Source organism: Nocardia brasiliensis (genome assembly GCF_042691675.1).
Lineage (GTDB): Bacteria > Actinomycetota > Actinomycetes > Mycobacteriales > Mycobacteriaceae > Nocardia > Nocardia brasiliensis_D.
In genome coordinates, this window is record NZ_CP170507.1 from 2,182,810 (window position 1) to 2,207,771 (window position 24,962).

General features: G+C 67.3%; 20 protein-coding genes and 2 pseudogenes. 13 read left to right on the forward strand and 9 right to left on the reverse strand.

The window, feature by feature from the left end; all coding sequences use genetic code 11:
• Window positions 1-26: 26 nt before the first annotated feature.
• Window positions 27-1,082: a M48 family metallopeptidase gene (locus ACFK0J_RS10145; RefSeq protein WP_378738741.1), complete on the reverse strand. Its 1,056-nt coding sequence runs from the start codon at window positions 1,080-1,082 to the stop codon at window positions 27-29.
• 71 nt (window positions 1,083-1,153) lie between these two features.
• Here ACFK0J_RS10145 and ACFK0J_RS10150 point away from each other — a divergent pair, with 71 nt between their 5' ends.
• The 8 genes from ACFK0J_RS10150 to ACFK0J_RS10185 all read left to right on the forward strand — a co-directional run bounded on the left by ACFK0J_RS10150 (window position 1,154) and on the right by ACFK0J_RS10185 (window position 9,793).
• Window positions 1,154-1,243, forward strand: a complete 90-nt coding sequence (locus tag ACFK0J_RS10150; protein ID WP_309546086.1) for an Ms4533A family Cys-rich leader peptide — start codon at window positions 1,154-1,156, stop codon at window positions 1,241-1,243.
• Window positions 1,244-1,447: 204 nt separating this feature from the next.
• A complete protein-coding gene (locus ACFK0J_RS10155) occupies window positions 1,448-2,494 on the forward strand; it encodes a sulfate ABC transporter substrate-binding protein (protein WP_378738743.1) in 1,047 nt (348 codons plus the stop codon).
• Window positions 2,495-2,548: 54 nt separating this feature from the next.
• Window positions 2,549-3,412: a sulfate ABC transporter permease subunit CysT gene (cysT, locus tag ACFK0J_RS10160; RefSeq protein WP_378742739.1), complete on the forward strand. Its 864-nt coding sequence runs from the start codon at window positions 2,549-2,551 to the stop codon at window positions 3,410-3,412.
• Entirely contained in the window at window positions 3,409-4,215 is an 807-nt protein-coding gene (gene cysW / locus ACFK0J_RS10165) for a sulfate ABC transporter permease subunit CysW (protein WP_378738744.1), read from the forward strand. Before cysT ends, cysW begins: the two co-directional genes overlap by 4 nt.
• Window positions 4,212-5,207, forward strand: a complete 996-nt coding sequence (locus ACFK0J_RS10170) for a sulfate/molybdate ABC transporter ATP-binding protein (protein WP_378738747.1) — start codon at window positions 4,212-4,214, stop codon at window positions 5,205-5,207. Before cysW ends, ACFK0J_RS10170 begins: the two co-directional genes overlap by 4 nt.
• 528 nt (window positions 5,208-5,735) lie before the next feature.
• A complete protein-coding gene (locus tag ACFK0J_RS10175; RefSeq protein ID WP_378738749.1) occupies window positions 5,736-6,947 on the forward strand; it encodes an Hsp70 family protein in 1,212 nt (403 codons plus the stop codon).
• Window positions 6,948-7,203: 256 nt separating this feature from the next.
• Complete coding sequence (locus tag ACFK0J_RS10180) at window positions 7,204-8,208, forward strand: diiron oxygenase (RefSeq protein ID WP_378738751.1); 1,005 nt, start codon at window positions 7,204-7,206, stop codon at window positions 8,206-8,208.
• 1 nt (window position 8,209) lies between these two features.
• A complete protein-coding gene (locus ACFK0J_RS10185; protein ID WP_378738753.1) occupies window positions 8,210-9,793 on the forward strand; it encodes an FAD-dependent oxidoreductase in 1,584 nt (527 codons plus the stop codon).
• 1,511 nt (window positions 9,794-11,304) lie between these two features.
• Here ACFK0J_RS10185 and ACFK0J_RS10190 read toward each other — a convergent pair.
• Window positions 11,305-12,066 carry an SDR family NAD(P)-dependent oxidoreductase gene (locus ACFK0J_RS10190; RefSeq protein WP_378738755.1) on the reverse strand — a complete coding sequence of 254 codons (762 nt, stop codon included), beginning with the start codon at window positions 12,064-12,066 and terminating at the stop codon, window positions 11,305-11,307.
• Between the two features lie 585 nt (window positions 12,067-12,651).
• Here ACFK0J_RS10190 and ACFK0J_RS10195 point away from each other — a divergent pair.
• Window positions 12,652-14,514 (forward strand): Hsp70 family protein, encoded by a 1,863-nt coding sequence (locus ACFK0J_RS10195; RefSeq protein WP_378738757.1) that lies wholly within the window; start codon window positions 12,652-12,654, stop codon window positions 14,512-14,514.
• A 215-nt stretch (window positions 14,515-14,729) separates the two neighbouring features.
• Entirely contained in the window at window positions 14,730-15,524 is a 795-nt protein-coding gene (locus ACFK0J_RS10200) for an HAD family hydrolase (RefSeq protein WP_246634441.1), read from the forward strand.
• 169 nt (window positions 15,525-15,693) lie between these two features.
• Here ACFK0J_RS10200 and ACFK0J_RS10205 read toward each other — a convergent pair whose 3' ends face one another.
• The 3 genes from ACFK0J_RS10205 to ACFK0J_RS10215 all read right to left on the reverse strand — a co-directional run bounded on the left by ACFK0J_RS10205 (window position 15,694) and on the right by ACFK0J_RS10215 (window position 17,294).
• Window positions 15,694-16,074 (reverse strand): zf-HC2 domain-containing protein, encoded by a 381-nt coding sequence (locus ACFK0J_RS10205; RefSeq protein ID WP_378738759.1) that lies wholly within the window; start codon window positions 16,072-16,074, stop codon window positions 15,694-15,696.
• The gene (locus tag ACFK0J_RS10210) at window positions 16,071-16,655 is read right to left on the reverse strand and encodes a sigma-70 family RNA polymerase sigma factor (RefSeq protein ID WP_378738761.1); all 585 of its coding nucleotides are present in this window, start codon (window positions 16,653-16,655) and stop codon (window positions 16,071-16,073) included. The genes ACFK0J_RS10205 and ACFK0J_RS10210 overlap by 4 nt, the downstream gene beginning before the upstream one ends.
• A 228-nt stretch (window positions 16,656-16,883) precedes the next feature.
• Window positions 16,884-17,294 (reverse strand): VOC family protein, encoded by a 411-nt coding sequence (locus tag ACFK0J_RS10215; RefSeq protein ID WP_378738763.1) that lies wholly within the window; start codon window positions 17,292-17,294, stop codon window positions 16,884-16,886.
• Window positions 17,295-17,390: 96 nt separating this feature from the next.
• On the opposite strand from ACFK0J_RS10215, the gene ACFK0J_RS10220 reads away from it, so the two are divergent.
• Together ACFK0J_RS10220 and ACFK0J_RS10225 are read left to right on the forward strand one after the other, a co-directional pair.
• Window positions 17,391-18,344, forward strand: a complete 954-nt coding sequence (locus ACFK0J_RS10220; protein WP_378738765.1) for a helix-turn-helix transcriptional regulator — start codon at window positions 17,391-17,393, stop codon at window positions 18,342-18,344.
• A gap of 1,702 nt (window positions 18,345-20,046) precedes the next feature.
• The gene (locus ACFK0J_RS10225; protein ID WP_378738767.1) at window positions 20,047-20,670 is read left to right on the forward strand and encodes a TetR/AcrR family transcriptional regulator; all 624 of its coding nucleotides are present in this window, start codon (window positions 20,047-20,049) and stop codon (window positions 20,668-20,670) included.
• A 164-nt stretch (window positions 20,671-20,834) separates the two neighbouring features.
• Here ACFK0J_RS10225 and ACFK0J_RS10230 read toward each other — a convergent pair.
• Window positions 20,835-21,185, reverse strand: a pseudogene (locus ACFK0J_RS10230) (CbiX/SirB N-terminal domain-containing protein); the annotation flags it as partial.
• Window positions 21,186-21,554: 369 nt separating this feature from the next.
• Window positions 21,555-21,962 (reverse strand): annotated as a pseudogene (locus ACFK0J_RS10235) (sirohydrochlorin chelatase); the annotation flags it as partial.
• A gap of 52 nt (window positions 21,963-22,014) precedes the next feature.
• Between ACFK0J_RS10235 and ACFK0J_RS10240 the strand changes: the two are divergent.
• Window positions 22,015-22,689, forward strand: a complete 675-nt coding sequence (locus tag ACFK0J_RS10240) for a hypothetical protein (RefSeq protein WP_378738770.1) — start codon at window positions 22,015-22,017, stop codon at window positions 22,687-22,689.
• Here ACFK0J_RS10240 and ACFK0J_RS10245 read toward each other — a convergent pair.
• Window positions 22,630-23,958, reverse strand: coding sequence for a sulfate adenylyltransferase subunit 1 (locus ACFK0J_RS10245; RefSeq protein ID WP_378738772.1), 1,329 nt, complete (start codon window positions 23,956-23,958; stop codon window positions 22,630-22,632). The genes ACFK0J_RS10240 and ACFK0J_RS10245 overlap by 60 nt on opposite strands.
• Window position 23,959: 1 nt before the next feature.
• Window positions 23,960-24,922 (reverse strand): sulfate adenylyltransferase subunit CysD, encoded by a 963-nt coding sequence (gene cysD, locus ACFK0J_RS10250; RefSeq protein ID WP_378738774.1) that lies wholly within the window; start codon window positions 24,920-24,922, stop codon window positions 23,960-23,962.
• Window positions 24,923-24,962 lie beyond the last annotated feature (40 nt).

Consider the following 24,962-nt stretch of genomic DNA (forward strand, 5'->3'; position numbering starts at 1 on the left):
TCGCCTGGCTCGTCACCCGCTGAGGCCTAGTTCTCCCCGCTGCGCCAGTCGTTGAAGCGCTTACCGATCTTGGAGACGGTTTCGCCGACCTCTTGCCCGACCGTGCTCACCGCGGAACCCACATCGCGGCCCAGATTGCGGACGGTGCGGATGAGCGGATCCTCGGACTGGTCGAAATTGGTGCGGTAGGTGCGGGCGGCTTCCTTGATCTCCTCGCCGAGGCTGGTGCTCTTGTCGTGTTCGCGCCGCGGGTAGTCGCCGGCGAGCAGCCGGTCATAGTCGCCGCTCTGGATCCAGCGGCGCAGCTCGGCGGCGCGCAGCACGGAGAAGGGATGGCTCTGCAATTCCAGGTTGAGCAGTTTCAGCACACCGTCGCGCAGATCGCCGGAACGTTCGTAGTCGTCGGCCTGGGCGAGGAACGCGCCGTGGTTCATCTCCTTGATCCAGGTGCCGCCCGCCGTCTTCATGTGCACCCGCACCGAGGCGTCGACATCCTGCCCGCACAGCAGCCCGGCCCGGTCGCCGGACAACTCGGATTTACGGCTCCACTCCATCAGCGCGGCCACGATCGCGCGTAATGCCCAGCCGCCCACCGGCATCCAGCCGATGCTCGCGGAGATCCGCAGCAAATGCATCAGCATGGTGCGATACACCGCGTGCCCGGAGAGTGCGTGCCCGAGCTCGTGGCCGACGATGAAACGCAACTCCTCGGTATCCATCAGATCGATCAAACCGGTGGTCAGCACGATGAACGGCTGGTCCATGCCGATGGTGAAGGCATTCACGTGCGGGCTCTGCAGCACGAAAATCTCCGGCGTGGTGCGGGCATCGAGGATCTCGACGCAGTCCTCTCGCAACTGATGCAGCGAACGGAACTGACGTTCGTCCACCCGAACGGCCGTGGCCAGATAGAGCAGCCGATGCTGGCGTTCTTGCAGCAAACCGGACAAGGTGCGCAGCACGGTGTCGAACCCGGACAGCGTTCGCAACGCCACCAGAGCGGTGCGATCGGCGGGGTGCTCCCACGCGCGGGTGCTAATGCCGGGGAACCGGGTGCGGACACGATCCGGGCTGGTAGTCATGGGATGAAACCCCCCTCTTACTGGAGCTCTGCAATTCGAGATAGCGCCATGCGCTCTGCTACAGTCTGCCCGTGTCTTCGAGTGCCGTCCCGCAGGTCCGCCATGAACTGGCGTTGATCGCGGTCGGCAATCTCGCGGTCGCCGACATTCTCTGTCGCTGATCGACGACGGGCACGGCTGCGCGTCCCTACCTCGTAGACTGGCGTGCAATTTTCCGCAGACGTTCCCGAACCTCGGCGGCCGATCCGGCCGACAGTCGCGCCACTGCCGCATCGATCCGGCGGCAGGTCTAGGAGATCCAACAGAATGCTTCTCCGTCGCTCGAGGTCCCGAGCCGGCGGTCCGTAGGAAAGGTCCACCCCGAAATGGCTCGTAAAACGTGGCTCTCCCAGCGCCGACGCTCCACCGTCGCCGCCCTCACCGCATTCGCGGCGGTCGCGCTCACCGCCTGCGGTGGCGGAGCCAGTGACACGGTCGGGGGCAGCGGTGCCGACGGCAGCGGCGGCACGCTGAACCTCTACGCCTACGCGGTCCCCAAGCCCGGTTTCGACAAGGTCGTCGTCGAGTTCAACAAGACCGAGCAGGGCAAGGGCGTCGTCGTCAACGGGGCCTACGGCGCCTCGGGCGATCAGTCCCGCAAGGTCAAGGACGGCGCCGCGGCCGATATCGTGAACTTCTCGGTCGAGCCCGACATCACCCGTCTCGTCGATGCGGGGCTGGTCGACGCGAGTTGGAATGCGGACGCCACCAAGGGAATTCCGTTCGGCTCGGTCGTCGCGATCGTGGTCCGCAAGGGTAACCCGAAGGGCATCAAGGACTGGGACGATCTGCTGAAGCCCGGTATCGAGGTGGTCACCCCGAACCCGTTCAGCTCCGGATCGGCCAAGTGGAACCTGCTCGCTCCCTACGCGGCCAAGTCCGAGGGTGGCAAGAACCCCCAGGCGGGTCTGGACTACCTGAGTCAGCTGGTGTCCAAGGAGCACGTGAAGGTGCAGCCGAAGTCGGGCCGCGAGGCCACCGAGACCTTCCTGCAAGGCACCGGCGACGTGCTGCTCAGCTATGAGAACGAGGCCATCTTCTCCGAACGCAACGGCGACCCCATCGAGCACATCGTGCCGCCGGTCACCTTCAAGATCGAGAATCCGGTCGCGGTGCTGAAGTCGAGCAAGAACCAGGAGAAGGCCGTCGCCTTCCGTGACTTCCTCTATACCGCCGAGGGCCAGAAGGCTTGGGCGAGTGCCGGTTTCCGTCCGGTCGACCCGCAGGTGGCCGCCGAATTCAGCAGCGACTTCCCGACGCCGCGGCAACTCTGGACCATCGCCGACCTGGGCGGATGGAAGACCGTGGACAAGGAACTGTTCGCCCCGAACACCGGATCGGTCGCGGTGATCTATGACAAGGCGACCAGGTAGCCGGTCCGGCACACGGGATACTGGACGATTGTGACTGAGAGCAGCACCGCCGGCATCGGGTCGACACCCGCTCCAGGCGACACCAAAGACACCGGTCCGCGCGCGAAGTGGTCCTGGCTGCGGGTGACCGGCTCGGTGGGCCCGCTCGGCATCGCCACCGCGGTGCTGTGGCTCAGCATCATCGTGCTGCTGCCGCTGGCCGCGCTCACCGTCGCCTCGTTCGACGAGGGCTGGTCCGGCTTCTGGAACGCGGTCACCGCGCCCGCCGCACTGGACTCGCTGCGGATCACCGTGCTCGTCTCGGTGGTGGTCGCGGTGATCAACGTGGTGATGGGCACGCTCATCGCCTGGGTGCTGGTCCGCGACGACTTTCCGGGCAAGGGCATCGTCAACGCGCTGATCGACCTGCCGTTCGCGCTGCCGACGATCGTGGCCAGCATCGTGTTGCTGTCGTTGTACGGGCCGCAGAGCCCGATCGACATCCACCTCAACGCGACTCAGCCCGGCCTGATCGTGGCGCTGGCGTTCGTCACGCTGCCGTTCGTGGTTCGCTCGGTGCAGCCGGTGCTCATCGAGGCCGATCGGGAGGTCGAGCAGGCCGCGCTCTCGCTCGGCGCGGACAACTGGACCACCTTCCGCCGCATCGTGCTGCCCACCCTCGGCCCGGCGATCATTTCCGGCGGCGGGCTCGCTTTCGCCCGTGCCATCGGTGAATACGGGTCGGTGGTACTGATCGGCGGCGCCATTCCGCGGGAGACCGAAATGGCCTCGCAGTACATCCAGAAGCAGATCGAGATCGACCGTCCGCTCAATGCCGCGGCGGTTTCGGTTGCGCTGCTGGCCATTTCGTTCGCATCGCTGCTGGTGCTCCGGTTGCTCGCCGAGCGCAGCGTGCGCAAGGAACAGGAATCGCGATGAATCTGTCTTGGCCTACCCGGATTTCGTTGCGGGTGGTGGCGCTGGGCTACCTGTTCGTGTTGCTGGTGCTGCCACTGATCATCATCCTGGTGCGCACCTTCGAAAAAGGCATCGGCGCGTTCGTCGACTCGATCACCACACCCGCGGCCATCTCCGCGTTCCAGCTGTCGATGATCATCGTGGCGATCGTGGTTCCGGTGAACGTCGTCTTCGGCATCGTCACCGCGATCGCGTTGGTGCGTGGCAAGTTTCCCGGCCGCACGCTGGTTCAGGGCATCGTGGATCTGCCCTTCGCGGTCTCGCCGGTGGTGGTCGGTGTCGCGCTGATCCTGCTGTGGGGCGCGGGCGGCTGGTTCGGCGGTCTCGAGGACATCGGCTTGAAGGTGATCTTCAATCTGCCCGGCATGGTGATCGCCACCATCTTCGTCACGCTGCCGTTTGTGGTGCGCGAGGTCGAACCGGTGCTGCACGAGATCGGCGACGACCAGGAACAGGCCGCCGCTACCCTGGGTGCCACCCGCTGGCAGACGTTCTGGCGGATCACCCTGCCCGCTATCCGCTGGGGCCTCACCTACGGCGTCGTGCTGACCGTCGCGCGTGCGCTCGGCGAGTTCGGCGCGGTGATCATGGTGTCGTCCGCGCTGCCCGGTACGTCGCAGACCCTGACGCTGCTCGTGCACGGCCGATACATCAACGACCACAACACCTTCGGCGCCTACGCCGCCGCGACCCTGCTGATGGGCCTGGCCCTCGTGACACTCCTGTTGATGACCCTCCTCGAACGCAAACGGGGCACCAAATGATCACCGTGACCAATGCGAAGAAGAACTACGGTTCGTTCGCCGCGCTCGACGACGTCACCATCGATATCCCGTCCGGCGAGCTGACCGCCCTGCTCGGGCCGTCCGGTTCGGGCAAGTCGACGCTGCTGCGCTCGATCGCCGGGCTCGAGTCGCTCGACTCCGGCGTGGTGATGATCGCGGGGAACAACGTCACCCGGGTCCCGCCGCAGAAGCGCGACATCGGGTTCGTGTTCCAGCATTACGCCGCGTTCAAGCACATGACCGTGCGCGACAATGTGGCCTTCGGCTTGAAGATCCGCAAGCGTCCCAAGAACGAGATCCGCAAGCGGGTCGACGAACTGCTCGGCATCGTCGGTCTCGACGGCTTCCAGCACCGTTACCCGGCGCAGCTGTCCGGCGGCCAGCGTCAGCGCATGGCCCTGGCCCGGGCGCTCGCCGTCGACCCGCAGGTGCTGCTGCTCGACGAGCCGTTCGGCGCGCTGGACGCCAAGGTCCGCGCCGATCTGCGCAGCTGGCTGCGCAGGCTGCACGAAGAGGTGCACGTGACCACCGTGCTGGTCACCCACGACCAGGAGGAGGCCTTGGACGTCGCCGATCGGATCGCGGTGATGAACAAGGGGCGCATCGAGCAGATCGGTACGCCGGAGGACGTGTACGACCGGCCCGCCAACGAGTTCGTGATGTCTTTCCTCGGCGCGGTGGCGCGGCTCAACGGACATCTGGTGCGGCCGCACGATATTCGCGTCGGTCGGGAGCCGAGCATGTCGCTGGCCGAGCACGAGGGGACCGCCGAGTCGGCGGGGGTCACCAGGGCCACCGTCGAGCGTGTCGTGCACTTGGGTTTCGAGGTGCGGGTCGAGCTGCGCAACGCGGCCACCGGTGATCTGTTCGCCGCGCAGGTGACGCGCGGTGACGCGGAGGCGCTGCGGTTGGCCGATGGCGAGACGGTGTATGCGCGGGCGACCAGAATTCCGGAGTTGCCCGCGCACTGAGTTGTCGTCCGGCTGCTGGATCGTTGCTGATCTTGTGCTGGCGCAAGGAGATCCATCGGTTTTCGGTGTGCTGGTGCTCCGGGCATGGGGATACGAAGTCGCTGCGGTGTCCGCGTTGTGTGCGGGCATGCGGGTCGGGCGGCGCGGCGGGTGGGCCGTGCTCCGGCTGGTCTGTGCAGTATCGCTCTCCGCTGGTCGCGTGTCAGGCGTTTCAGCGATTGTTAGGGGCTATCACAGCATGTGAGAACGCGTATCCGCGACGGTCCCCGATGGGTGTGCGGTTATTTCGCCGTGCGGCAAACCGGGACGGGACAGCGCCGAATATCGGCGTGTCGCACTGGGATCCGGCTCCCGCCGCACTCGCCGCCCTCCAGGGCAGGTGACCAGGATGGATGCTTGTGCTATGTAACGTGTTTCAAAACAGGCGGGCTGCGGACAACAGGGTGTCCGGTGGTTGGCAGGCGGGTCGCGGAGTGGTTGCGTGGACGGAGTTCGAAGCAAATCGGCTCGGCGATCAGGTGGATTGCGATGGCGGTTGGTCTCGGTTTGAGCATCGGCACGGTGAACACGGTTTCCGCCCTGGCGGACGAGCGTTCTGACGGCGCTTACCCGCCCCGCTGGCTGCGCCAGCTGCCATCCCCCGAGGCTCCACCGGGCCGCCGGTGGACCCAGCGATCCCAATCCATCACTCGCCGAACCACGCTCACCTTCGACAGCACGGGCTTGGCCCGCGTCGGCATGATTCCGCGACACGGGCGCGCGATCATCGAATTCGCCGATCTCACCCAACGCTCGATCATGTCCGCGCGGGTCGGCCACCGTGCCCTGTCACCCGCGGATCTGGTGGCGGTGGTCGCCGAAAGCCTGATCACCGAGACGCTGCTCGAGCACCCGCACTACACCGCGCGCAGCACCGAAGTCGGCATCGTGCTGACCCATCCGGCGCGCTACACCGAGGCGCACGTCGGCGATCTGCGTGCCTCGTTGGACGCCATCGGTCTCGACCATGTCGAGCTGGTGGCCGAACCCATCGCGGCGGCGGCCTGGCTGGAAGCCGATCGCGGTCCGCTCATGCCGGGGCTGGCCCTCGTCTATGACCTAGGCGGCGCTAGTCTGGACATCACGCTGGTCCGGGTCGGCGCGGGCTGTCCGCGTAATCCGATCGTCGGCGAGCCGCTGCGCTCCGCCGAATTCGGCGGGCGGGCCTTCGGTGCGCTGGTCGCCTCGCGCGCCGGGCACGGATTGCCGTCGGCCTCTATCTCGGGTTCGGTCATGGGCACGACCGCCGATGAGTTACGGACCAAGCACGTGCGGTCCTCCTTGGAACTCGTCTATCGCTGTCTGCGCATCGCGGACGTCACCATGGCCGATGTCGACTGTGTCCTCGTGGTCGGCGGCGCGGCGCGGCCGGTCGAAGTGGCCCAGGTGCTCGCGGGCGAGCTGGCCCGGCCGGTGATCACCGCGCCCGATCCGGAACGCACCATCGCGGACGGTGCGGCGATCATCGGCAGGCGAGCCGCCGTTGCCGCCGAGGAGGCGGCGGGCAAGCACCACGCCAAGCGGCGCGGGGGCGGCGCGCACCGGGCGGCCACCAGGGCATTGGTGTTATCGCAGCGCACCAAGCGCCGCTTGACCAGGGTGGCGCTCGCGGCCGGGCTGTCGGTGGCGGGTGTCGGCATGGCGCTTGCCCTGCCCGCCGACGCGGTGATCGTGGGGTTGGCGCAGCTCGGGCTGCACTAGGGGCAGTTATCCGCTGGCGGTAGCGATGAGGGCTACCGCCAGCGGATAACGCTTTATCAATGAGCTGCGCCGAGTAGGCCGCGGCCACCGTTCCCCTGCTGAGAGGGAATTGGTGGCGGCGGCCTTCCGTATTTCATCAGTGCCCTGTGATCATTCGTCCAGGTTCGCTCGGGTGTCTTCGCGGGTTGACGTGACCGGCCGTAGGTGTAACTATGGGATACAGGTAAACGTTCTACGAGGAGAGGCAGCTGCGACGATGTCTACAGCCGTGACGCCCCCGGTCGACCCCGATCTGGAGAAGGCGCAGGAGTACGCCGCGACGCTGCTGCTGCTCTCCGAGGGTTCGGTGAACAAGCATTTCGACCCGTACGAGGACATCGACTGGGATAACCCCGACTTCGCCGTCGACGCGGGGGAGGAGCGGTGGGTCCTCCCGGTCTCCGCCGACCCGCTCGGTCGCCACCCCTGGTACCAGGCGCTGCCGCTCGAGCGCAAGATCGCGATCGGCAAGTACCGCCAGGCCAATGTCGCCAAGGTCGGGCTGCAGTTCGAAACGATCCTGATCAGCGGCATGGTCACGCACAACTTCGGCCTACCCAACGGTTCCCCCGAATTCCGCTACTGCTCCCACGAGATGATCGAGGAGCACAACCACACCCTGATGTTCCAGGAGATGGTCAACCGGATCGGTGAGGACGTGCCCGGCATGGGCCCGCTGGTGCGCAAGTTCAAGTACCTGGGCGCCCCCGTCGCCGCGCTGTTCCCGAACCTGTTCTTCATGGCGGTGCTGGCCGGCGAGGAGCCGATCGACCACATCCAGAAGGCGATCCTGCGCTCCGGCGAAGACGTGCACCCGATCATGCGCGGGGTGATGGCGATTCACGTCGCCGAAGAGGCGCGGCACATCTCCTTCGCGCACGAGTTCCTGAAGATCCACGTGCCGGAATCGAAGGCGGGCAGCAAGTTCATCCTGTCCATCGCGATGCCGATCGTCATGTTCATCCTCGGCCGCGCGATCTTCACCCCGCCCCGGTCCTTCTGGCGCGAATTCGACATCCCGGACTACGTCCGCAAGGAGCTGTTCTACGGGTCGAAGGAATCCAAGCAGGAGTTCAGCGACTTCTTCGGTGACGTACGCACGCTGGCCAAGGACATCGGCCTGATGAACCCGGTCTCCAAGGCGATCTGGAAACTGCTCAAGATCGACGGCCACACCACCCGCTACCGTTCGGAGCCGTTGCGCGCGGCCAAGGCCGGCTGACGTGCCCTACATCGTCACCCAATCTTGTTGCAGCGACGCGTCTTGCGTGTACGCCTGCCCGGTCAACTGCATCCATCCCACGCCGGATGAACCGGATTTCCTCACCGCGGACATGCTGTACGTGGACCCGCAGGCGTGCGTCGACTGCGGCGCCTGCGCCACCGCGTGCCCGGTCGACGCGATCGTGTCGGCCAAGAAGCTGACCGATGAGCAGAAGCCGTTCATCGAGATCAACGCCGACTTCTACCGGCAGACCCGGCCACGCCCGCTGCTGGCGAAGCCGGTGCCCGCGGCTGAGATTCGCACCGAGCGTCAGTCGCTGCGGGTGGCGATCGTCGGCTCGGGGCCGTCGGCCATGTACGCGGCCGACGAGCTGCTGACCCAGCCCGACGTGTCGGTGACCGTGTTCGACCGGCTGCCGGTGCCCTATGGGCTGGCCCGCCACGGCGTCGCGCCGGACCATGCCAAGACCCGCAAGGTCAGCGAGCTGTTCGACATCATCTCGGCGCAGCCCGGATTCGGCTCGTATCTGAATGTCGAAGTGGGCGCGCATGTTTCGCATGAGGAACTGCTCGATCACTTCCACGCGGTGATCTATGCCGTCGGTGCGTCCGCCGACCGCAAGCTCGACATCCCCGGTGAGGGACTGCGCGGCAATATCTCGGCCACCGACTTCGTCGCCTGGTACAACGGGCATCCCGATCACGCGGACCGCATCTTCGACCTGTCGCAGCAGCGCGCCGTGATCGTCGGCAACGGCAATGTCGCGCTCGACGTCGCGCGCATTCTGACCAGCGACCCGGAATCGTTGTCGCGCACCGATATCGCGCCGTACGCGCTGCGGGCGTTGCGGGAGAGCAAGATCGAGGAAGTGGTGATTCTCGGACGTCGAGGTCCGCTCGAATCCGCTTTCACCGTGCCCGAATTCGTCGGACTGCTCGGTGCCGACGTGGACATCGCGATCGAGGGCGAACTGCCCGAGATCGTCGACGGTCTGCCGTATCAGGTCGAGCAGAAGCTGCGGTTACTGCACACCGTGCGCAGCAGGCCGTTCGGCGAACGCAAGCGGGTCGTCTTCCGATACCTCGCCTCGCCCACCGAGATTCTCGGCACCGACCGGGTCGCGGGCATCGAGGTCAGCCGCAACGAACTCGTCACCGACGCGGACGGCCGCACCCGTGCGGTCGCGACCGGCGCCACCGAACGCCTCGACGCCGGGCTCGTACTCACCTCGGTCGGCTACCGTGGCGTGCCGTTGCCCGGCCTGCCGTTCGACGACGCCGCCAGCGTGATCCCGAACCGGGACGGCCGCGTCCTGGAGCGCACCGACGGCGCTGTACTGCCCGGCACCTACGTCACCGGCTGGATCAAGCGCGGCCCCACCGGCTTCATCGGCACCAACAAATCCTGCGCGCAGGAAACGGTGCAGCAGCTCGCCGACGATTTCAACGCCGGTCGCCTACCCGAACCCGCAGGCACACCAACAGAATTCGACCGCCTGATCCACCAGCGCCAGCCCGCCGTCCGCACCGCGGGAGCCACCGAACGCCGTGGCCCGCTCCGCCGCCTGCTGATCCGCTCCTGACAAACCCCTCGCGGGCCCCTGTGGTCCCGCGAGGCCGCCACCATCGACGCCAGCGCCGCCGTCGATGGTGCCCGATCTGCGGCCACGCGATGAGGGCGTGACCGCGCTGAGAACGTTCCGCCGCGTGCCTTAGTGGGTTTTCGTCAGGCCGCGTTTCGGCTCGCTGCGTGGATAATCGCGGGCCATTATGCGTGCCGGGCCCCAATTCCTGCGCGGCAGGTTCGACTGCGGCGGGTGGGTCGTGGCGTGTGCGATCTTGTTTGCGGCGTAGGTGATTGGCAGCCAGGTTGTGTGCAGGGGGCTGATTCGTGCGCGGGTTTCGGCTGGCTGCGTGGATAATCGCGGGCCGCTATGCGTGCCGGGCCCCACTTCCTGCGCGGCAGGTTCGACTGCGGCGGGTGGGTCGTGGCGTGTGCGATCTTGTTTGCGGCGTAGGTGATTGGCAGCCGGGTCGTGTGCAGGGGGCGGATTCGTGCGCGGCTTGTGAGTGGGTGGGCTGGGGGTCGGGGGATCGGTGTCGATGTGCCCCCCTAGTTTCGGGGACTTGTGGGTGGGGGCGGGAGGTCAGACGATGGAAGGGCATCACGCGTACGGAACTGGGGGGATTGCGACCGCCATCGCGACCGTTCAGGGTCGGCACCGGGATCAACACGAGCAGGTCTCGGCTCGTGTGCTAGCGGGATCACGTCGGGTCGGTTCCGCTGGGGCTCGGACGGGTCGCGCGCGGCGACCCGTCCGAGCATTCTTCGATAAGCGCCGAGTTTCGATGCCCGCAGTGCCGTCGCCCAGGTACCCCAACTGCTTCAGTGCCTGTGCGCCTGTGCCTAAGCGCCCTCACTTGCCCCAAGTGCCTCGCTGTCTTGAAGGTCAGTGCCCCGGTACTCCGCCGCCGCCAAGAGGCCCGCTGCCCCGACGCGTCAGAACCCGGATGCTCCGCTGCCCCAGCCAGGCCCGTTGTCTCGAGGCGCGCCAGTGCCTAAGCACCCCGCTGCACCAAGTGCCCAGGTGTCTCGAACTCGAGGCCGCGGTACTCCGCCGCGGCCGATCGCCCCGCTGTCTCGAGGCCCAGCCCGGTGCTTCGCTGCGACCGAGAGGCCCGATGCCCTCGAGACGTCGGTACCCCGGTGCTCCGCTGCGGCGAAGTGCCCCGCTGACTCGAGGCCGAACCCCCGTGCTCCGCTGCGGCTAACAGGCCCGCTGTCTCGAGGCTTCAGTGCCTCGGTGCTCCGCTGTCTTGAAGCCCCAAGGCCCCAGCACTCCGCTGGCGCTGAGTGCCCGTTGTTTTGAGGCGCCAGAGCCCCAGCGCTGCGTTGCCGCCAAGAGGCCCGCTGCTTAAGGCAGCGGACCCTAGTGGCTGCGCTGGGCCAAGTGTCCCGACGCCCCGGCTCCGGTGCTGCGCTGCCCCGAGTGCCCCCACGGCACCGAGGCTGAGAGCCCGGCACTCCGTTGCCCCAGGTGCCCCACGTGCCCCAGGTGCCCCAGCTGCCGCACCTCCGCCGGGGCTCCAGCGTTCACCGAGCCGTGAACCCACCATCGATCGCGAGTGCGGCACCGGTAACGAAACTGGCTTCATCACTGAGCAGGTACGCGCAGAACGACGCGATCTCGGCAGGCTGACTGATCCGGCCCAGCGGGTGCAGCGCGGCGATGGCCGCCGCACCCTCGGGCGTCGCGCCCATCGAATTGCGGAACGCCGGGGTGTCGATCGCACCGGAGATCAGCGCATTCACCCGGACACCTTGCTCGGCGGCTTCCAGCGCCACCGCCCTGGTCAGACCGACGACGCCGTGCTTGGCCGCCACATACGGGGCAACCGAGCCCATGCCGACGACGCCGAGGTTCGACGCGTTGTTCAGGATCGCACCCCCACCGCCCGCAACCAGTGCGGGCACTTGGTGGCGCAGACCGTAGAACACACTGGTCAGGTTGAGTTCCAGATCGGCGCGCCAGCCCGCCTCACCGATCTCGGAGACGGGGCCGAAGGCATTGACCGCACCCGCATTGTTGAAGGCCGCGTCGAGTCGCCCGTACTCGGTGAGCGCAGCCTGAGTAAGCCGCGCCACATCCGCCTCCACGGTGACGTCGGTCGCGACGAACAGCGCCCTGCCACCCGCCGCGCGGATGTCGGACGCCACCTGCTCGCCCGCGTCCTTGCCGCGCGCGCCGAGCACCACGGCGGCCCCTTCGCTCGCCACCCGCAGGGCCACCGCCTTGCCGACGCCCGAGCTGGCGCCGGTGATCAGCACGACCTTTTCCGCGAACCGTGTAGCCATGTTCTTCATTTCCCTTCCCGTTCTTGCGATCTCGCCTCGGTGGTGCGGTCGCAGGACCAAGTCAAGTCGGCGCGGGGCGGCTGCGCTGGCGGAAATCAGACCTTGAGTTGATGCGTCATGGAACTAGCCGAGCAGATCGCTCTGCCCTGGAATGAGCAGCGCTGGCAATGATTTGGTTACCGACCGGTCAGTGTCTTAATGTGACTTGCGATTCGCAGCGAATATCGGTCCACGGTCCGGCATCGGCGCTTTGTCCGGATCGCTGCGAAGTAACGGGATTGCGTGGTCCGCTGTCGCATCTACGCGTGTCGAGAGGACTGAACATTTTCCGCTCCTGCGCATCGCCGCAGGTGACCCGGATCATTGCCGTCGGGAGCTAAACGTTTCACGCCATTCTCGCGCCGTTCATATCTATTCCACATCCTTCCAGCGAGCCGAACAGCTAATCTGTGCTGGCTGTTTGGAAGACGACCGCGGCCACATGGTTCTCTGTGTGATGGACGTGGTCTCGGTACGTTGACGGGATAGCATATGACCACAGGTCTGGGTTTCAGCATCGGCGCAGTGAACTCTATGACGGCGTCGGTGACCGGTACGCGAACGCGGCCCGTCGTGCGCAGTCGACGCACCGCGGTGACCTTCGACAGCGCGGGCGGCCTGCGGATCGGTGGCATACCTCAATTCAGCATGGCCGTAACGGATTTCGCCGACCTGAGTCGTGATCCGGAGTCGATGATCGTCGGCGGGCGCATCTGGTCGCCCGCCAACCTCGTCGCCGCGGTGGTGAACGGGCTGCGCGAAGCCGAGCCCGCGGCGGCCGAGGCCGGTGCCGTAGCCACCTATCCCGCAACGTATTCCGACAAAGAGGTGACCGTGCTGCGGCAGGCGCTCGACCTGTCGGGAGCGAGCGACGTCGCGTTGGTGCCCGAGCCGGTGGCCGCCGCGGAATGGCTGGAACGCGAACACGGTCCGCTGGAACCGGGCTTCGTGCTGGTCTACGACCTCGGCGGGACCAGCCTCGACGTCACCGTCGTGCGCGTCGGCCCGGACTGGGACAACCATCCGATGGTCGGAAAACCTGTGCGCTCCTACGACTTCGGCGGCAGGCCGCTGGGCGCGATGATCGCCCGGTACGCCCACGACGCCCGGCCCGGCACGACGACACCGATGTCGATGCTGTCGATGATCGACATCGATGGCCTGCGCGCCGCGCACGTGCACGACACACTCGAGGTGGTGCGGACCGCCGTCCGATCGGCCGATCTCACGCTGTCGGACATCAGCCGCATCCTGGTGGTCGGCGGTGCGTCCAGGCCCGCCGAGGTGGCCCGCACCCTCGCCGAACTCGGCCGCCCCCTGGTGGTTTCGGCAGATCCCGGCCAAACCGTCGCCGCGGGTGCCGCGCTCATGGCCGCGCGCACGATGGCGCTCGCTGCCTCCGACAGCAGGCGGAACTCGCCGCGAGTAGCCGTATTCTCCAGTGCCGCCGTAGTTTCCGCGGTCGCCATGTCGGCGGTGACCGTATTCGGTAGCCCGGCGGGTCCCGATGCGATACCGGTGCTCGAGCATTACCCCGGCCTGGACGCACCGACGAGCGACACCCTCCTGTACGACGCGAGCGGGGACCACATGGCGGGCCACCACGACGGCTGGGTGGCGACACCCGCCGGGTGGACGACATCGCGAAACCTGGCTTCCGGCACCGCCAGGCCCTCCGCGTACGGCTTGTTCATCACGCCCGCGGCGCACTCGACGCCGCTCGGGCCGAGCGTGGCGGAATCCCGCAACGATTCGAATGACGGGCCTCGAATCGCCGGAGCCACCACGTCAGGCCGCGGTGCCACGTATGCCGACCCGGCCTACTTCGTCAACCCGCTGCCGTTCGGCCAACCCGCGCCGTCGCCTAAGCAGCCTGCGGTTCCTGGCGTACCTGCCCATCCTGCGGCCCCGATCGCGGGCACACCTGCCGCGCCGCCTGCGTCAGTGCCCGGGTCGATACCCGCTGCGCCCCAGGGCAATCCGGCACCTTCGATACCGGAGGCCGGTGCCGCCCCGGTGGCCGGTGGCGTCGCGGAAGCACCAGTCACCGGAGCCACTTCCGGCACTGCTGCCAGCGGGACAACATCTTCCGGCACCGGCGGCGCGACCTCCGGCGGTACCGCATCGTCCGGCGAGTCCACCGGCGGTACGTCTTCCGGCGAATCTTCCACCGGTGGCACCACGGCCGGTGGCTCCACCGGTACTTCCAGCGGCGGAAGCACCTCGAGCGGAACCACCTCCGGCGGAACCTCTTCCAGCGACACGTCGAGCGGCACCGGGGGCAGCACCTCCGGAACAACAGCGAGCACGTCGACCTCCAGCGATACGACCTCCGGCGGTTCCACTTCCGGCGGCACGTCCTCGGGTGGTTCGACCGGTGGTTCCACAGATGGCGCAGGCGGGCATTAGGGCGATTCGCTGGGAGTCGGAGCAGTGCCGCGTCGGCCCATTGCCGCCACGGCGAACGCGGTGGTGTGGCTCGGTGCGCAGGTTGGTCGGCCTGCGGCTGCTCTGGTAAGGCTGCGGCATTACCGTACGGCCGGTGCCGAATCATCGGGCCGAGTGGAGGTCTCGACGTGAGTGATCGCCCGACGGGCACCGCGGCGTCAAGGCACAATGGGCTGGTGGCAAACGGGGGACCCCAGCTCATAGCGCTGGACGTGGACGGAACGCTGCTCGACACCGGTAGTCCGGTCAGCGAGCGCGTGGCCGCCGCTGTGCGCGCGGCCGTGCTGGCGGGCGCGCATGTTGTCGTGACGACCGGGCGAACCGTCCTGACCACCCGGCCGGTGCTGGCCGAACTGGGCCTGCTCGAAGGGCATGCGTTGTGCTCCAACGGCGCGGTCCACGTCGACGTGGCCAAGGGGCAACCGGTGACCGTGCACGATTTCGACCCCGCGCCTGCGGTTCTCGCGTTGCGCGCCCTGATCCCGGAGATGATCTTCGCCGTGGAGAAGGTCGGCATCGGCTATTGGGCCACCGGCACCAGCCCGGGGGAGTTCTCGCTCGGCGAATACCTGCTCGTCGACCACGGCGCGCTGAGCAGCGAGCCGACCCCCCGGCTCAACGGCTGGTGGCCACAGGGTTCACTGGCGGAAATGCTGCGCCTGCTGCACGAGCTGCAAGTCCCCGGCGCCAGCTGGGTGCACGGCGAATTCGGTCCCTGGCTCACCGTCTCCCGCGAAGGCGTCTCCAAGGGCTGGGCCCTCGAACGCCTCCGCCTAGCCCTCGACGTCCCGCACTCCGCCACCCTGGCCATCGGTGACGGCTACAACGACCGCGAAATGCTCCGCTGGGCAGCCCATTCCGTAGCCATGGCCAACGCCCCCGCCGAAGTAAGAAACCTAGCCCACGAGGTAACCGGCAACGTCCTCGAAGACGGCGTAGCCACCATCCTGGAGCGCTGGTTCCGCCCCTGACCCGGCCTTGGCACCCCGAACAGGCAGGCCGAAGTCGATGCCGACCCGAGACGGCCCGCAACCCATGCGCCAAGCGGTACATGGCTGAGCGGAATGCCGAGTAAGGACGCGGCTGTGTCCCGTTCAGTGGGGCTTACTGGGGCGTCGGCGGCTGGCGGACGGGGTGGGCTTACTTCGAGCGGCGCTTCCGGAACGGGGTCCACCGGCGCTTGTGTTGCGGTGGAAAGTCGTTGTCCGTCAAGCCTTCCAGGGGCGGCATAATCGCTGTCCGCTCCAGATCGCCTATGGCTGGGATGATCTGGGTCTGGCCGAGGGTGTCAGCGGGGAGTTGACGGCGCGTGCTGAGGTCGGTGAGTACCCGGTCCTTTAACGAAGCCGTCGATACTGGGGCCACCGCGGTTGCGAGGCGGGCGGCGACTGAGCGCAGTCGGGCGACTTCGGCGTGGCAGGTAGGGCAATTGTCGAGGTGTCGTGCGAAGGCGGCGCGTTCGGCGTCGTCGAGGGCGTCCAGTACGAAGGCGCCGGTCAGGGTGTGGATGTCGGGGTTCACGGCTGCCGGTCCAGGGCGTCGCGCACGCGGAGCAGCCCGTCGCGCATCCGGGATTCGATCGTCCCGACCGGTTTGTCGAGTGCCTCGGATATCTCGCGGTCGGTGTAGCCGCCGTAGTAGGCGAGGATGAGCGATCGGCATTGCAGATCGGTGAGTTCGCCCAACGACCTGCGCACCGCATCGTCCTCGATCCGATCCAACGTGGTCTGCACAACCTCGTCGAAGCACCAGCGCAACTCCGATTGCCCCGCGCGATTCTGCCGTTCCCCGGCATCAGCGAAGCGCACGTGTTCGACCGCGCGGCGATGCGCAATCATCGTCGCCCACTCCAGCACTCGATGATTTTGCGCATCGAACCGCGGCGCCTTCTGCCAGAGCTCAAGCAGCACGTTCCGCGCTACATCGTCGGCTTGGGCATGATCTCGTACCACCCGCGCAACAATCCCTAGCACGGGCCCCGCCACGATGTCGTACAGCTCGGCGAATGCCCGCTCGTCCCCGCGCCCGACGCGGCGGATGAGCATCTCCGGAGTACTCGCTGTACCGCGCGCACCGGGTACTGCTCGGACAGGGATGACCATAGGTGTCCTTCCAAGCCGGAAGCCGTTCACGACGCAAACGGTAGATGTGGCCCAGATCATATGCCGCCCCCGCCAGCCGCAACACTGCGCAGCCGCCGAGCTCGCTCCGAAACCGCCCAAGTCGGTGCTGCTCGCGCAGCGCCTCCGCCTGATACGGCGGCCGTCCGCGCAGATCCCAGTGACCGAGCGCGCCGCAGGTGTGCGCCGCGCTCGGTGGACGGCTCCTGGTTACGCCGGACCGGTCTTCGCCAGCACCTCGAGGTAGTGCGGGTTCGACATGATGCCGAGGACGTTGCCGAAGGGGTCGATGACGGACGCCGTCACGAATCCGGAGCCTTCGCCGCGCTCGGTGATCGGGTCGTACTCCTTGGCACCGAGTTCGAGCAGTCGGTCGAAGGTCGCCTTGATGTCGTCGACGTGCCAGTTGACGATGGCGCCGCCGGGTGCGTTGCGGGCGCCCCCCGGGGCGTAGGCGCGGTTGACGATGCCGAATTCGTGCAGGTAGTCGCCGATGCGGAACTCGTAGTAGCCATTGGGAACGTGGAAGTAGGGCTCGACGCCGAGGAACTCGGTATACCAGTCCTTCGCGGCTTCCAGGTCGTCGGCGTAGAACGTGCTCGTCGCCATTCCTCGCAGCATTTCGGTCTCCTTCATCGTGTTCGTTCTTGCTTGTAGAACCATCATCCGACCTAAAGTGCTCACCGAATGAGCACTTTTTCGGGCAGAATTGTGCGCGTGCGAGCGGACAGATTGGTGGCGATCCTGCTGATGATGCAGACGCGCGGACGGGTGACCGCCGCCGAAGTCGCCGAGGAACTGGAGACATCGGTGGCCACCGCGCGTCGCGACCTGGAGGCATTGTCGACGGCGGGCGTCCCGGTGTATCCACAGCCGGGTCGCGGCGGCGGTTGGTCGCTGGTGGGCGGCGCCCGCACCGACCTCACCGGTTTGACGGCAGGCGAGGCGCGGGCGTTGTTCCTACTGGCAGGCCCGTCGGCGAGCGCGGTACCGGAGGTGAAATCAGCACTGCGCAAACTGGTTCGCGCCTTGCCGCAGCCCTTCCGCACCGACGCCGCCGCAGCGGCCGACGCGGTGGTGATCGATCCGGCTCGCTGGGGTCAGGCCGACCGAGAGCTACCACCGGTGGTCGAGCTACTACAGCGAGCAGTGGTGCAGCGCAACAAGGTTCGCCTGCACTACGCCAGCAAGAAGGGCGAACGCACCGAGCGACTGGTCGACCCGTGGGGTCTGATCGACAAGGACGCCATCTGGTACCTCATCGCCGGAACCGACCACGGCCAGCGGACCTTCCGCATCGACCGCATCACCGAGGCCCTCCTCACGGACGAACCTGCCCACCGCCCAGCCGATTTCGACCTTTCCGCCACCTGGAACGAGGTAGTCGACGAAATGGAGCAACGCCGCGCCGCCACCGCGGCCACCGTCCTCATCTCCGACCGCCTGCTCCCGATCCTCCGCAACCAACAAGGCAGGCACTGCGTAGTCGACGGCCCAATCCCCGACGGCCGCATCCGAGTCCAAGTCACCGCCCCCACCGCCTGGATGCTCGCCCAGCAACTAGCCGGCTGGGGCGCCTCCATCGAAGTCGTAGAACCCCAAGAAGTCCGCACCGAACTAGCCCGAATCGGTACCGAACTCATCAACGCCTACCAACCCCCATCCCCGTAAACCTGCACGGAGATCAGCGCCGAGCGCTCCACCTCGCCCACGTTCCGTCGCCGTACCCGATGAGCGTCGAGTGGCACACCATGGTGAGCCGTTCTCGGCAAATGCCTCCACTGTGTGCCACTCGCTAAGGGCCGAAGTTGGCGGGTCCCGAGTGGGTTGCCGCCGGAACTATCCCGGCAAAGCGCCGACGGCCCGTGGTCATTACCGAACGGGACACCGTGGATGCCCTTCGCGCGCGATGACGCCCCTCGTGTCCCGTTCGAGCGCTGTCCTGCCGGGTGGTGGTGTCCGAACGGGACACTACGGAGGTTCCTGTCGTGCGATGCCGCGTTCATGTCCCGCTCGTGCGCTATCCAGCCGTGTGGTGGTGACCAAAAGGGACACTAGGGTGGCCATTCTCGTGCGGTGGCGCGTTCATGTCCCGCTCGTGCGCTATCCAGCCGTGTGGTGGTGTCCGTACGGGACGTTACGGGGGCTCCTGTCGCGCTTTGCCGCGTTCATGTCCCGTTCGAGCGTCGCCCAGCCGGGCGGTGGTGGTCGAGGGGATAGTACGGAGGGTCCTCTTGCGCGGTGGCGCGCTGGTCTCCCGCTCGGGCGCCGTCCCGCCCTGGGGGCGATTGCGTGATGCCCTGTCGTGCGACCCCGCATGTTGCCCTACTCGTGCTATGCCGCGCTCATGTCCCGCACGAGCGTCGCCCAGCCGGGTGGTGGTGTCCGAACGGGACACTACGGAGGCTCCTGTCGTGCGATGCCGCGTTCATGTTCCGCTTGAGCGTCGCCCAGCCGGGTGGTGGTGTCCGAACGGGACACTACGGAGGCTCCTGTCGTGCGATGCCGCGCTCGTGTCGCGCTCGAGCGTCGCCCAGCCCGGTGGTGGTGTCCGAAGGGGACACCTTGGAGGCCCTTCTCGTGCGGTGGCGCGCTCATGTCCCGCTCGTGCGCTGTCCTGCCGGGTGGTGGTGTCCGAACGGGGCACTACGGAGGCTCCTCTCGTGCGATGCCGCGTTCATGTCCCGCTTGAGCGTCGCCCAGCCGTGTGGTGGTGTCTGAGGGGACAGTACGGAGGGTCTTATTGCGCGGTGGCGCGTTCATGTCCCGCTCGGGCGCCGTCCCGCCCCTTGGTCGGTGTCGGAAGGGACATTGCGGGATGCCCCTTTCGTGCGACCCCGCATGTTGCCCTTCTCGTGCTATGCCGCGCTCATGTCCCGTTTGAGGTCCGTCCCGCCCTGTGGTGTTGTCCGAACGGGACACCACCGAGGCTCCTCTCGTGCGATGCCGCCATCATGTCCCGCTCGGGCGCTGCCCAGCCGTGGGGTTGTATCCGAACGGGACACCACCGAGGCTCCTCTCGTGCGATGGCGCGCTCATGTCCCGTTCGAGTGCTATCCAAGGGGCGTGGTGGTGGCTGGACGGGGCACCATCGAGGCTCCTGCCGTGCGATGGCGCACTTACGTTCCGTTCGGTGGAGACGTGACGGTGGTCTGCGGGCGCCGGTTCGTACTGCCCGCCTGGTTGTCTATTCGGGGGACGTTCTTCAAGCGGGTACCTCGGCCGGTGTCGCAGGGGCGTCCCGTTCGGCGAGTGAGTTCAGGTTTGAACGTCGAGCATGGGTCTAACTGGGTGCGTGACGATGTACGATCGGTCGTTCACTAAAGTACGACCGTCCGTTCGTATTTGCAGGGGTTCGTGGAAGAATGGGGACATGTCCGAGTCCACAGGCGATGCTGATCAGCAGCAAGGCGCAGATCAGCGCTTGGTCAAGGGTGCGCGGTCCCGGGCGTCGATTGCCAGGCATGCAGCTGATGTCGCGTCTGTCGAGGGCTTGACGGGGGTGAGCATCGGCAGGTTGGCCACCGATCTCGGCCTCAGCAAGAGTGGCATCGCGACTCTGTTCGGCAGCAAGGAAGCTTTGCAACTAGCTGCGGTCAAAGTGGCGCGGGAGGTCTTTGTCGACGCGGTCGTCAAACCGAGCCTGGACGAGCCGAGCGGCATGCCGCGCCTGCGCGCCCTGGTCGAGCACTGGTTCGGCCAGGTCACCGAGCCGGCGTTTCCCGGCGGCTGCTTCCGGGTCGCTACCCTCGCCGAGTTCGACAGCCGCCCCGGCCCCATCCGCGATGCCCTCGCCGAGCACCACCGCGACTTCCTCACCTTCGTGGCCAACGAAATCCGCCACGCTCAGGAACAAGGACACCTCGGTGAACGCAACGCCGACATCATCGCCTTCGAACTGGACGCCGTCATCGCCGCCGCCCACAGCGCCCGCCAGATGGGCAACGACTGGGGCGTGGCGACGGCTCGCGCGATCGTCGACGAGTTGCTGAGCTGAGTTCCGTGTAGGCGGGACGCTGCCCACGTGTCCTGACAAGACAACTGCCGATCTCCGCTGCGGATCCCAACGGTTGCAGTCGGAATTGTTTGCGCAGGCATGATGACCGACGCCTGCCGACCAAGGGAGCCGCGGGACAGCTGCGCGCCGTCAAGTGCGGTCTGTCAGGCCGACCTTACGAGGGTGTTGGCCACCGCGGCGTCGTAGCGGTCCCAGATAATCTCCGTGAGAGCTGAATGCGGGCCGATGACGTTGGCGTGCACCAAGTTCGGGGCGGCGGTCGCAAGACGGTCGGTGAGGAGACCGGGTGCCAGGAACCACGGTGCGACGAGTGCCTCATCGGCGCCACGGGCGTACAGGCGGGAAATCGCTTGCGACACCGTGGGTTCGGTGGTGGCGAAGCAAATCTCGGTGAGATGGCCAGTAAGGGCGGCGAGACGGCGGGCCACCGCGGCCGTGCGGGCGTTGGCGGCTGGGGAGGAGGAGCCCACCGCGGCCACCGCGATACCGAGGCGACGATTCGGCCAGGTCCGCGATAGGTCTCGCGAGATTTCGATTCGAGGGGTGGAGCTCGCGGGGTTTCGAGTTGCGCCGATCGACGAGTCTCGGGTGTGATCGGTCGAGGGGTTTTGAATTGCGGTGACCGACGGATTTCGCATGGCGTCGCTCGCGGCGGCCCGGGTTGTGCCGTCCGAGGGGTGGCGCATGGTGTCGCTCGCGGCGGCCCGGGTTGTGCCGTCCGAGGGGTGGCGCATGGTGTCGCTCGCGGCGGCCCGGGTTGTGCCGTCCGGGGGTTGGCGCATGGCGTCGATTCGGGTGGCCTCGCTGGCGGGGTCTCGTGTGGCATCACTCGCTGGGTACCGCGTGGCGGCGATCGAGTCGCAGGCTTCTGCGACTCGATCTCGCAGAGCGGCGATCAGCCGGATATCGGGGCCGAGTACGTCGGCCTGGGTGAGGTGTAGTTGAGGGTGGCGGGTGTGGGCTGCGGCCAACAGTCCGGGTAGATCCACCCGGGCGTGAAAGGCATTGCCCAGCAACATGGGCGCGACCACCGCATGGGTATGCCCCTGCGCCGCAACGGCGTCCACGACTTGCTCGACCGAGGGCGCACTGAGATCGAGAAACGCCAACCGCACGTCGAAACCCGGCCGCGCGGCGGCCAGTTCGGCGACCACCGCCGACATCCTCGCGGCGGACCGCGGATCCCGGCTGCCGTGCGCCACCGCGATCAGTGCGGGGGCACCGCGCCTCAGTACGGCCTCATCTTCGGGCGGCGCGGCCGCAATGCTCAGTGCGGCAGCGGTTTGCCGTATCGCCGCCATATGCAAGGCGGGCGTCGCTGCGATGGCGTGCGATTCCGTCACCCTCCTCGCGCCCGGCACCGCCACCCGCACCGCATTCGCACCCGGCATCGTGCTCGCGTCCGGCGCGGTGCTCGCACCTGGCGCCCTGTTCGCGTCCGGCACCGCCACCCGCACCGTGCTCGTGCCCGGCATCGCATCCGCGTCCGGGATCGTGTCGGTGCCCGGGATCGTGCTCGTGCCCGGCATCGCATCCGCGTCCGGGATCGTGTCGGTGCCCGGGATCGTGCTCGTGCTCGTGCCCGGGATCGTGCTCGCGTCCGGCGTCGTGTCCGTGTCGGGCATCGTGCTCGTGCCTGGCACCGTGTCCGTGTCGGGCATCGTGCCCGTGCCCGTGCCCGTGCCCGTGCCCGTGCCCGTGCCTGGCAGCGTGTCCGTGCCTGGCAGCGTGTCCGTGCCTGGCAGCGTGTCCGTGCCTGGCAGCGTGTCCGTGCCCGGCAGCGTGTCCGTGCCCGGCAGCGTGTTCGTGTCCGGCAGCGTGTCCGTGCCTGGCACCGTGTCCGTGTCCGGCATCGCGTTCGCCTCCGGCACCCAACTCGCCCCCGGCACCACCCTCGCGGCGCCCAGCGATGTCGCGCTGCCGACCGGATCCCTCATCTCAGACTCCGGTGCCGACCTCAACGGCCGACAGCACGTCGCCGACCAGGCCCGCGGCTAGGGTGTTGCCCCCGGACGGGTCGATGAGCAGGAAGCTGCCGGTGTGGCGGTTGACTCGGTAGTCGTCGACTGCGAGTGGTTCGGCGACGCGCACGGAAATGCGGCCGATGTCGTTGAGGGCCAACGAGTCCGGGTTCGGGTCGGCGATCAGGCGCTGTTCGTCGAAGCGTTCCAGCAGGCCGCCGACGATGGCCTGGGTGGTGCGGGTGCCGTGCTTGAGCAGCAGGCGTGCGCCGGGGCGCAGCGGTTTGTCGCCGAGCCAGCAGACGGTTGCGTCGAAGGTGTCGATCGGGTCGGGGGCGTCGGCGACCGAGGCGATGGTGTCGCCGCGAGAGATGTCGAGGTCGTCGGCCAGGATCAGGGTGACGCTGCGGCCGGTTTGCGCCACGGCGAGCTCACCGTCCGGCGTATCGATCCGTTCGACGGTGGTGCGAATCCCGGAGGGCAGCACCACGACCTCGTCGCCGGGCGCGACCGCACCGGCCGCGATCTGACCGGCGTAGCCGCGGTAATCGGGATACTCGGCGGTGCGCGGCCGGATCACATACTGCACCGGAAAGCGAAGTCCCAGTGTGTGATTGCCGGTGCTGTCGGCATCGACCGGCACCGATTCCAGATGCTCGATCAGCGAGGGACCGCTGTAGTACGGGGTGCCCTCGGAGCGAGTGGCGATGTTGTCGCCGTGCAGTGCGGAGACCGGAATCTCCAGCACGTCGTCGTCGGACCAGCCGAGAGTCCGGGTGAGCTGGTTGAATTCGGCCGAGATGTCGGCGAACACGGTCGCCGCGTCATCCACCAGGTCGATCTTGTTCACCGCGAGCACCAGCTTCGGCACCCCGAGCAATGCGAGCACCGCGGCATGCCTGCGGGTCTGCTCGATGACGCCCTTGCGCGCGTCGACAAGCAGGATCACCAGCTGCGCGGTCGACGCACCGGACACCGTATTACGGGTGTATTGCACATGCCCGGGAGTATCCGCCAGCACGAACGAGCGCCGCGGCGTGGCGAAATACCGGTAGGCGACATCGATGGTGATGCCCTGCTCACGCTCCGCCCGCAGCCCGTCCACGAGCAACGAAAGGTCCGGTGTGGCAAGCCCTTTGTCCACCGACGCGCGGGTTACGGCGTCGATCTGATCGGCCAGAACGGATTTCGTGTCGTAGAGCAGGCGGCCGACCAGAGTGGACTTGCCGTCGTCGACAGAACCGGCGGTCGCCAGCCTCAATAGCTCGGTTGATGGCTCGCTACGCAAGCTCCGCTCGGCAGACATATCAGAAATAACCCTCTCGCTTGCGGTCTTCCATCGCGGCTTCCGACACCCGGTCGTCACCACGGGTAGCGCCACGTTCGGTCAATCGGGACGCGGCCACCTCGGCCAGGATCGCCTGGTTGTCGGCAGCGTCGGAAAGCACTGCGCCGGTAGATGATCCGTCGCCGACGGTGCGGTAACGCACCGACAGCGTTTCCAGCACCTCGTCCTCGCGTGGACCACCCCATACGCCGGGCGTCATCCACATGCCGTCGCGCTGGTACACCGGACGCTGATGCGCGTAGTAGATGCTCGCCAGGTCGATGTCCTCGCGGGCGATGTAGCGCCAGATGTCCAGCTCGGTCCAGTTGCTCAACGGAAACACCCGAACATGCTCGCCCGGCGCGTGCCGCCCGTTGTACAGGTTCCACAGTTCCGGCCGCTGCCGCTTGGGGTCCCACTGCCCGAAGGCGTTGCGCAGCGAGAAGATTCGCTCCTTGGCGCGGGAGCGCTCCTCGTCGCGTCGGCCGCCGCCGAACACCGCGTCGAAGCGGTGCTCGCTGATCGCGTCCAGCAGCGGGACGGTCTGCAGCGGGTTGCGGATGCCGTCCGGGCGCTCGGTGAGCCTGCCGTCGGCGAGATAGTCCTCGACCTTGGCGACGTGCAGCCGCAGCCCGTACCGCTCGACGATCTTGTCCCGGAACTCCAGCACCTCCGGCAGATTGTGCCCCGTGTCGACGTGCAGCAGCGCGAATGGCAACGGCGCGGGCCAGAATGCCTTGAGCGCCAGGTGCAACAGCACGGTGGAGTCCTTGCCGCCGGAGAACAGGATCACCGGCCGCTCGAATTCCCCTGCCACCTCCCGGAAGATGTGGATCGACTCCGACTCCAGTGCGGCGAGCGTGTCGAAATCGCTGATGCCGAAGGCGCGTTCGGTGGTGCTGGAGGATTCGCTCACAAGTTCGTTCACAATGGTCTCCGTCATGCTGTATCCAATCTGCCTGTCCGAGGGCCCCTCCGTGGTT

What these genes read in the sequence shown, in the direction of transcription:
- ACFK0J_RS10145 (WP_378738741.1), bottom strand. Translation starts at nt 1,082, where the DNA reads ATGACTACCAGCCCGGATCGTGTCCGCACCCGGTTCCCCGGCATTAGC.
- ACFK0J_RS10155 (WP_378738743.1), top strand. Translation starts at nt 1,448, where the DNA reads ATGGCTCGTAAAACGTGGCTCTCCCAGCGCCGACGCTCCACCGTCGCC.
- cysW (WP_378738744.1), top strand. Translation starts at nt 3,409, where the DNA reads ATGAATCTGTCTTGGCCTACCCGGATTTCGTTGCGGGTGGTGGCGCTG.
- ACFK0J_RS10170 (WP_378738747.1), top strand. Translation starts at nt 4,212, where the DNA reads ATGATCACCGTGACCAATGCGAAGAAGAACTACGGTTCGTTCGCCGCG.
- ACFK0J_RS10175 (WP_378738749.1), top strand. Translation starts at nt 5,736, where the DNA reads ATGGCGGTTGGTCTCGGTTTGAGCATCGGCACGGTGAACACGGTTTCC.
- ACFK0J_RS10180 (WP_378738751.1), top strand. Translation starts at nt 7,204, where the DNA reads ATGTCTACAGCCGTGACGCCCCCGGTCGACCCCGATCTGGAGAAGGCG.
- ACFK0J_RS10190 (WP_378738755.1), bottom strand. Translation starts at nt 12,066, where the DNA reads ATGGCTACACGGTTCGCGGAAAAGGTCGTGCTGATCACCGGCGCCAGC.
- ACFK0J_RS10210 (WP_378738761.1), bottom strand. Translation starts at nt 16,655, where the DNA reads ATGGTCATCCCTGTCCGAGCAGTACCCGGTGCGCGCGGTACAGCGAGT.
- ACFK0J_RS10215 (WP_378738763.1), bottom strand. Translation starts at nt 17,294, where the DNA reads ATGCTGCGAGGAATGGCGACGAGCACGTTCTACGCCGACGACCTGGAA.
- ACFK0J_RS10225 (WP_378738767.1), top strand. Translation starts at nt 20,047, where the DNA reads ATGTCCGAGTCCACAGGCGATGCTGATCAGCAGCAAGGCGCAGATCAG.
- ACFK0J_RS10240 (WP_378738770.1), top strand. Translation starts at nt 22,015, where the DNA reads ATGGCGTGCGATTCCGTCACCCTCCTCGCGCCCGGCACCGCCACCCGC.
- ACFK0J_RS10245 (WP_378738772.1), bottom strand. Translation starts at nt 23,958, where the DNA reads ATGTCTGCCGAGCGGAGCTTGCGTAGCGAGCCATCAACCGAGCTATTG.
- cysD (WP_378738774.1), bottom strand. Translation starts at nt 24,922, where the DNA reads ATGACGGAGACCATTGTGAACGAACTTGTGAGCGAATCCTCCAGCACC.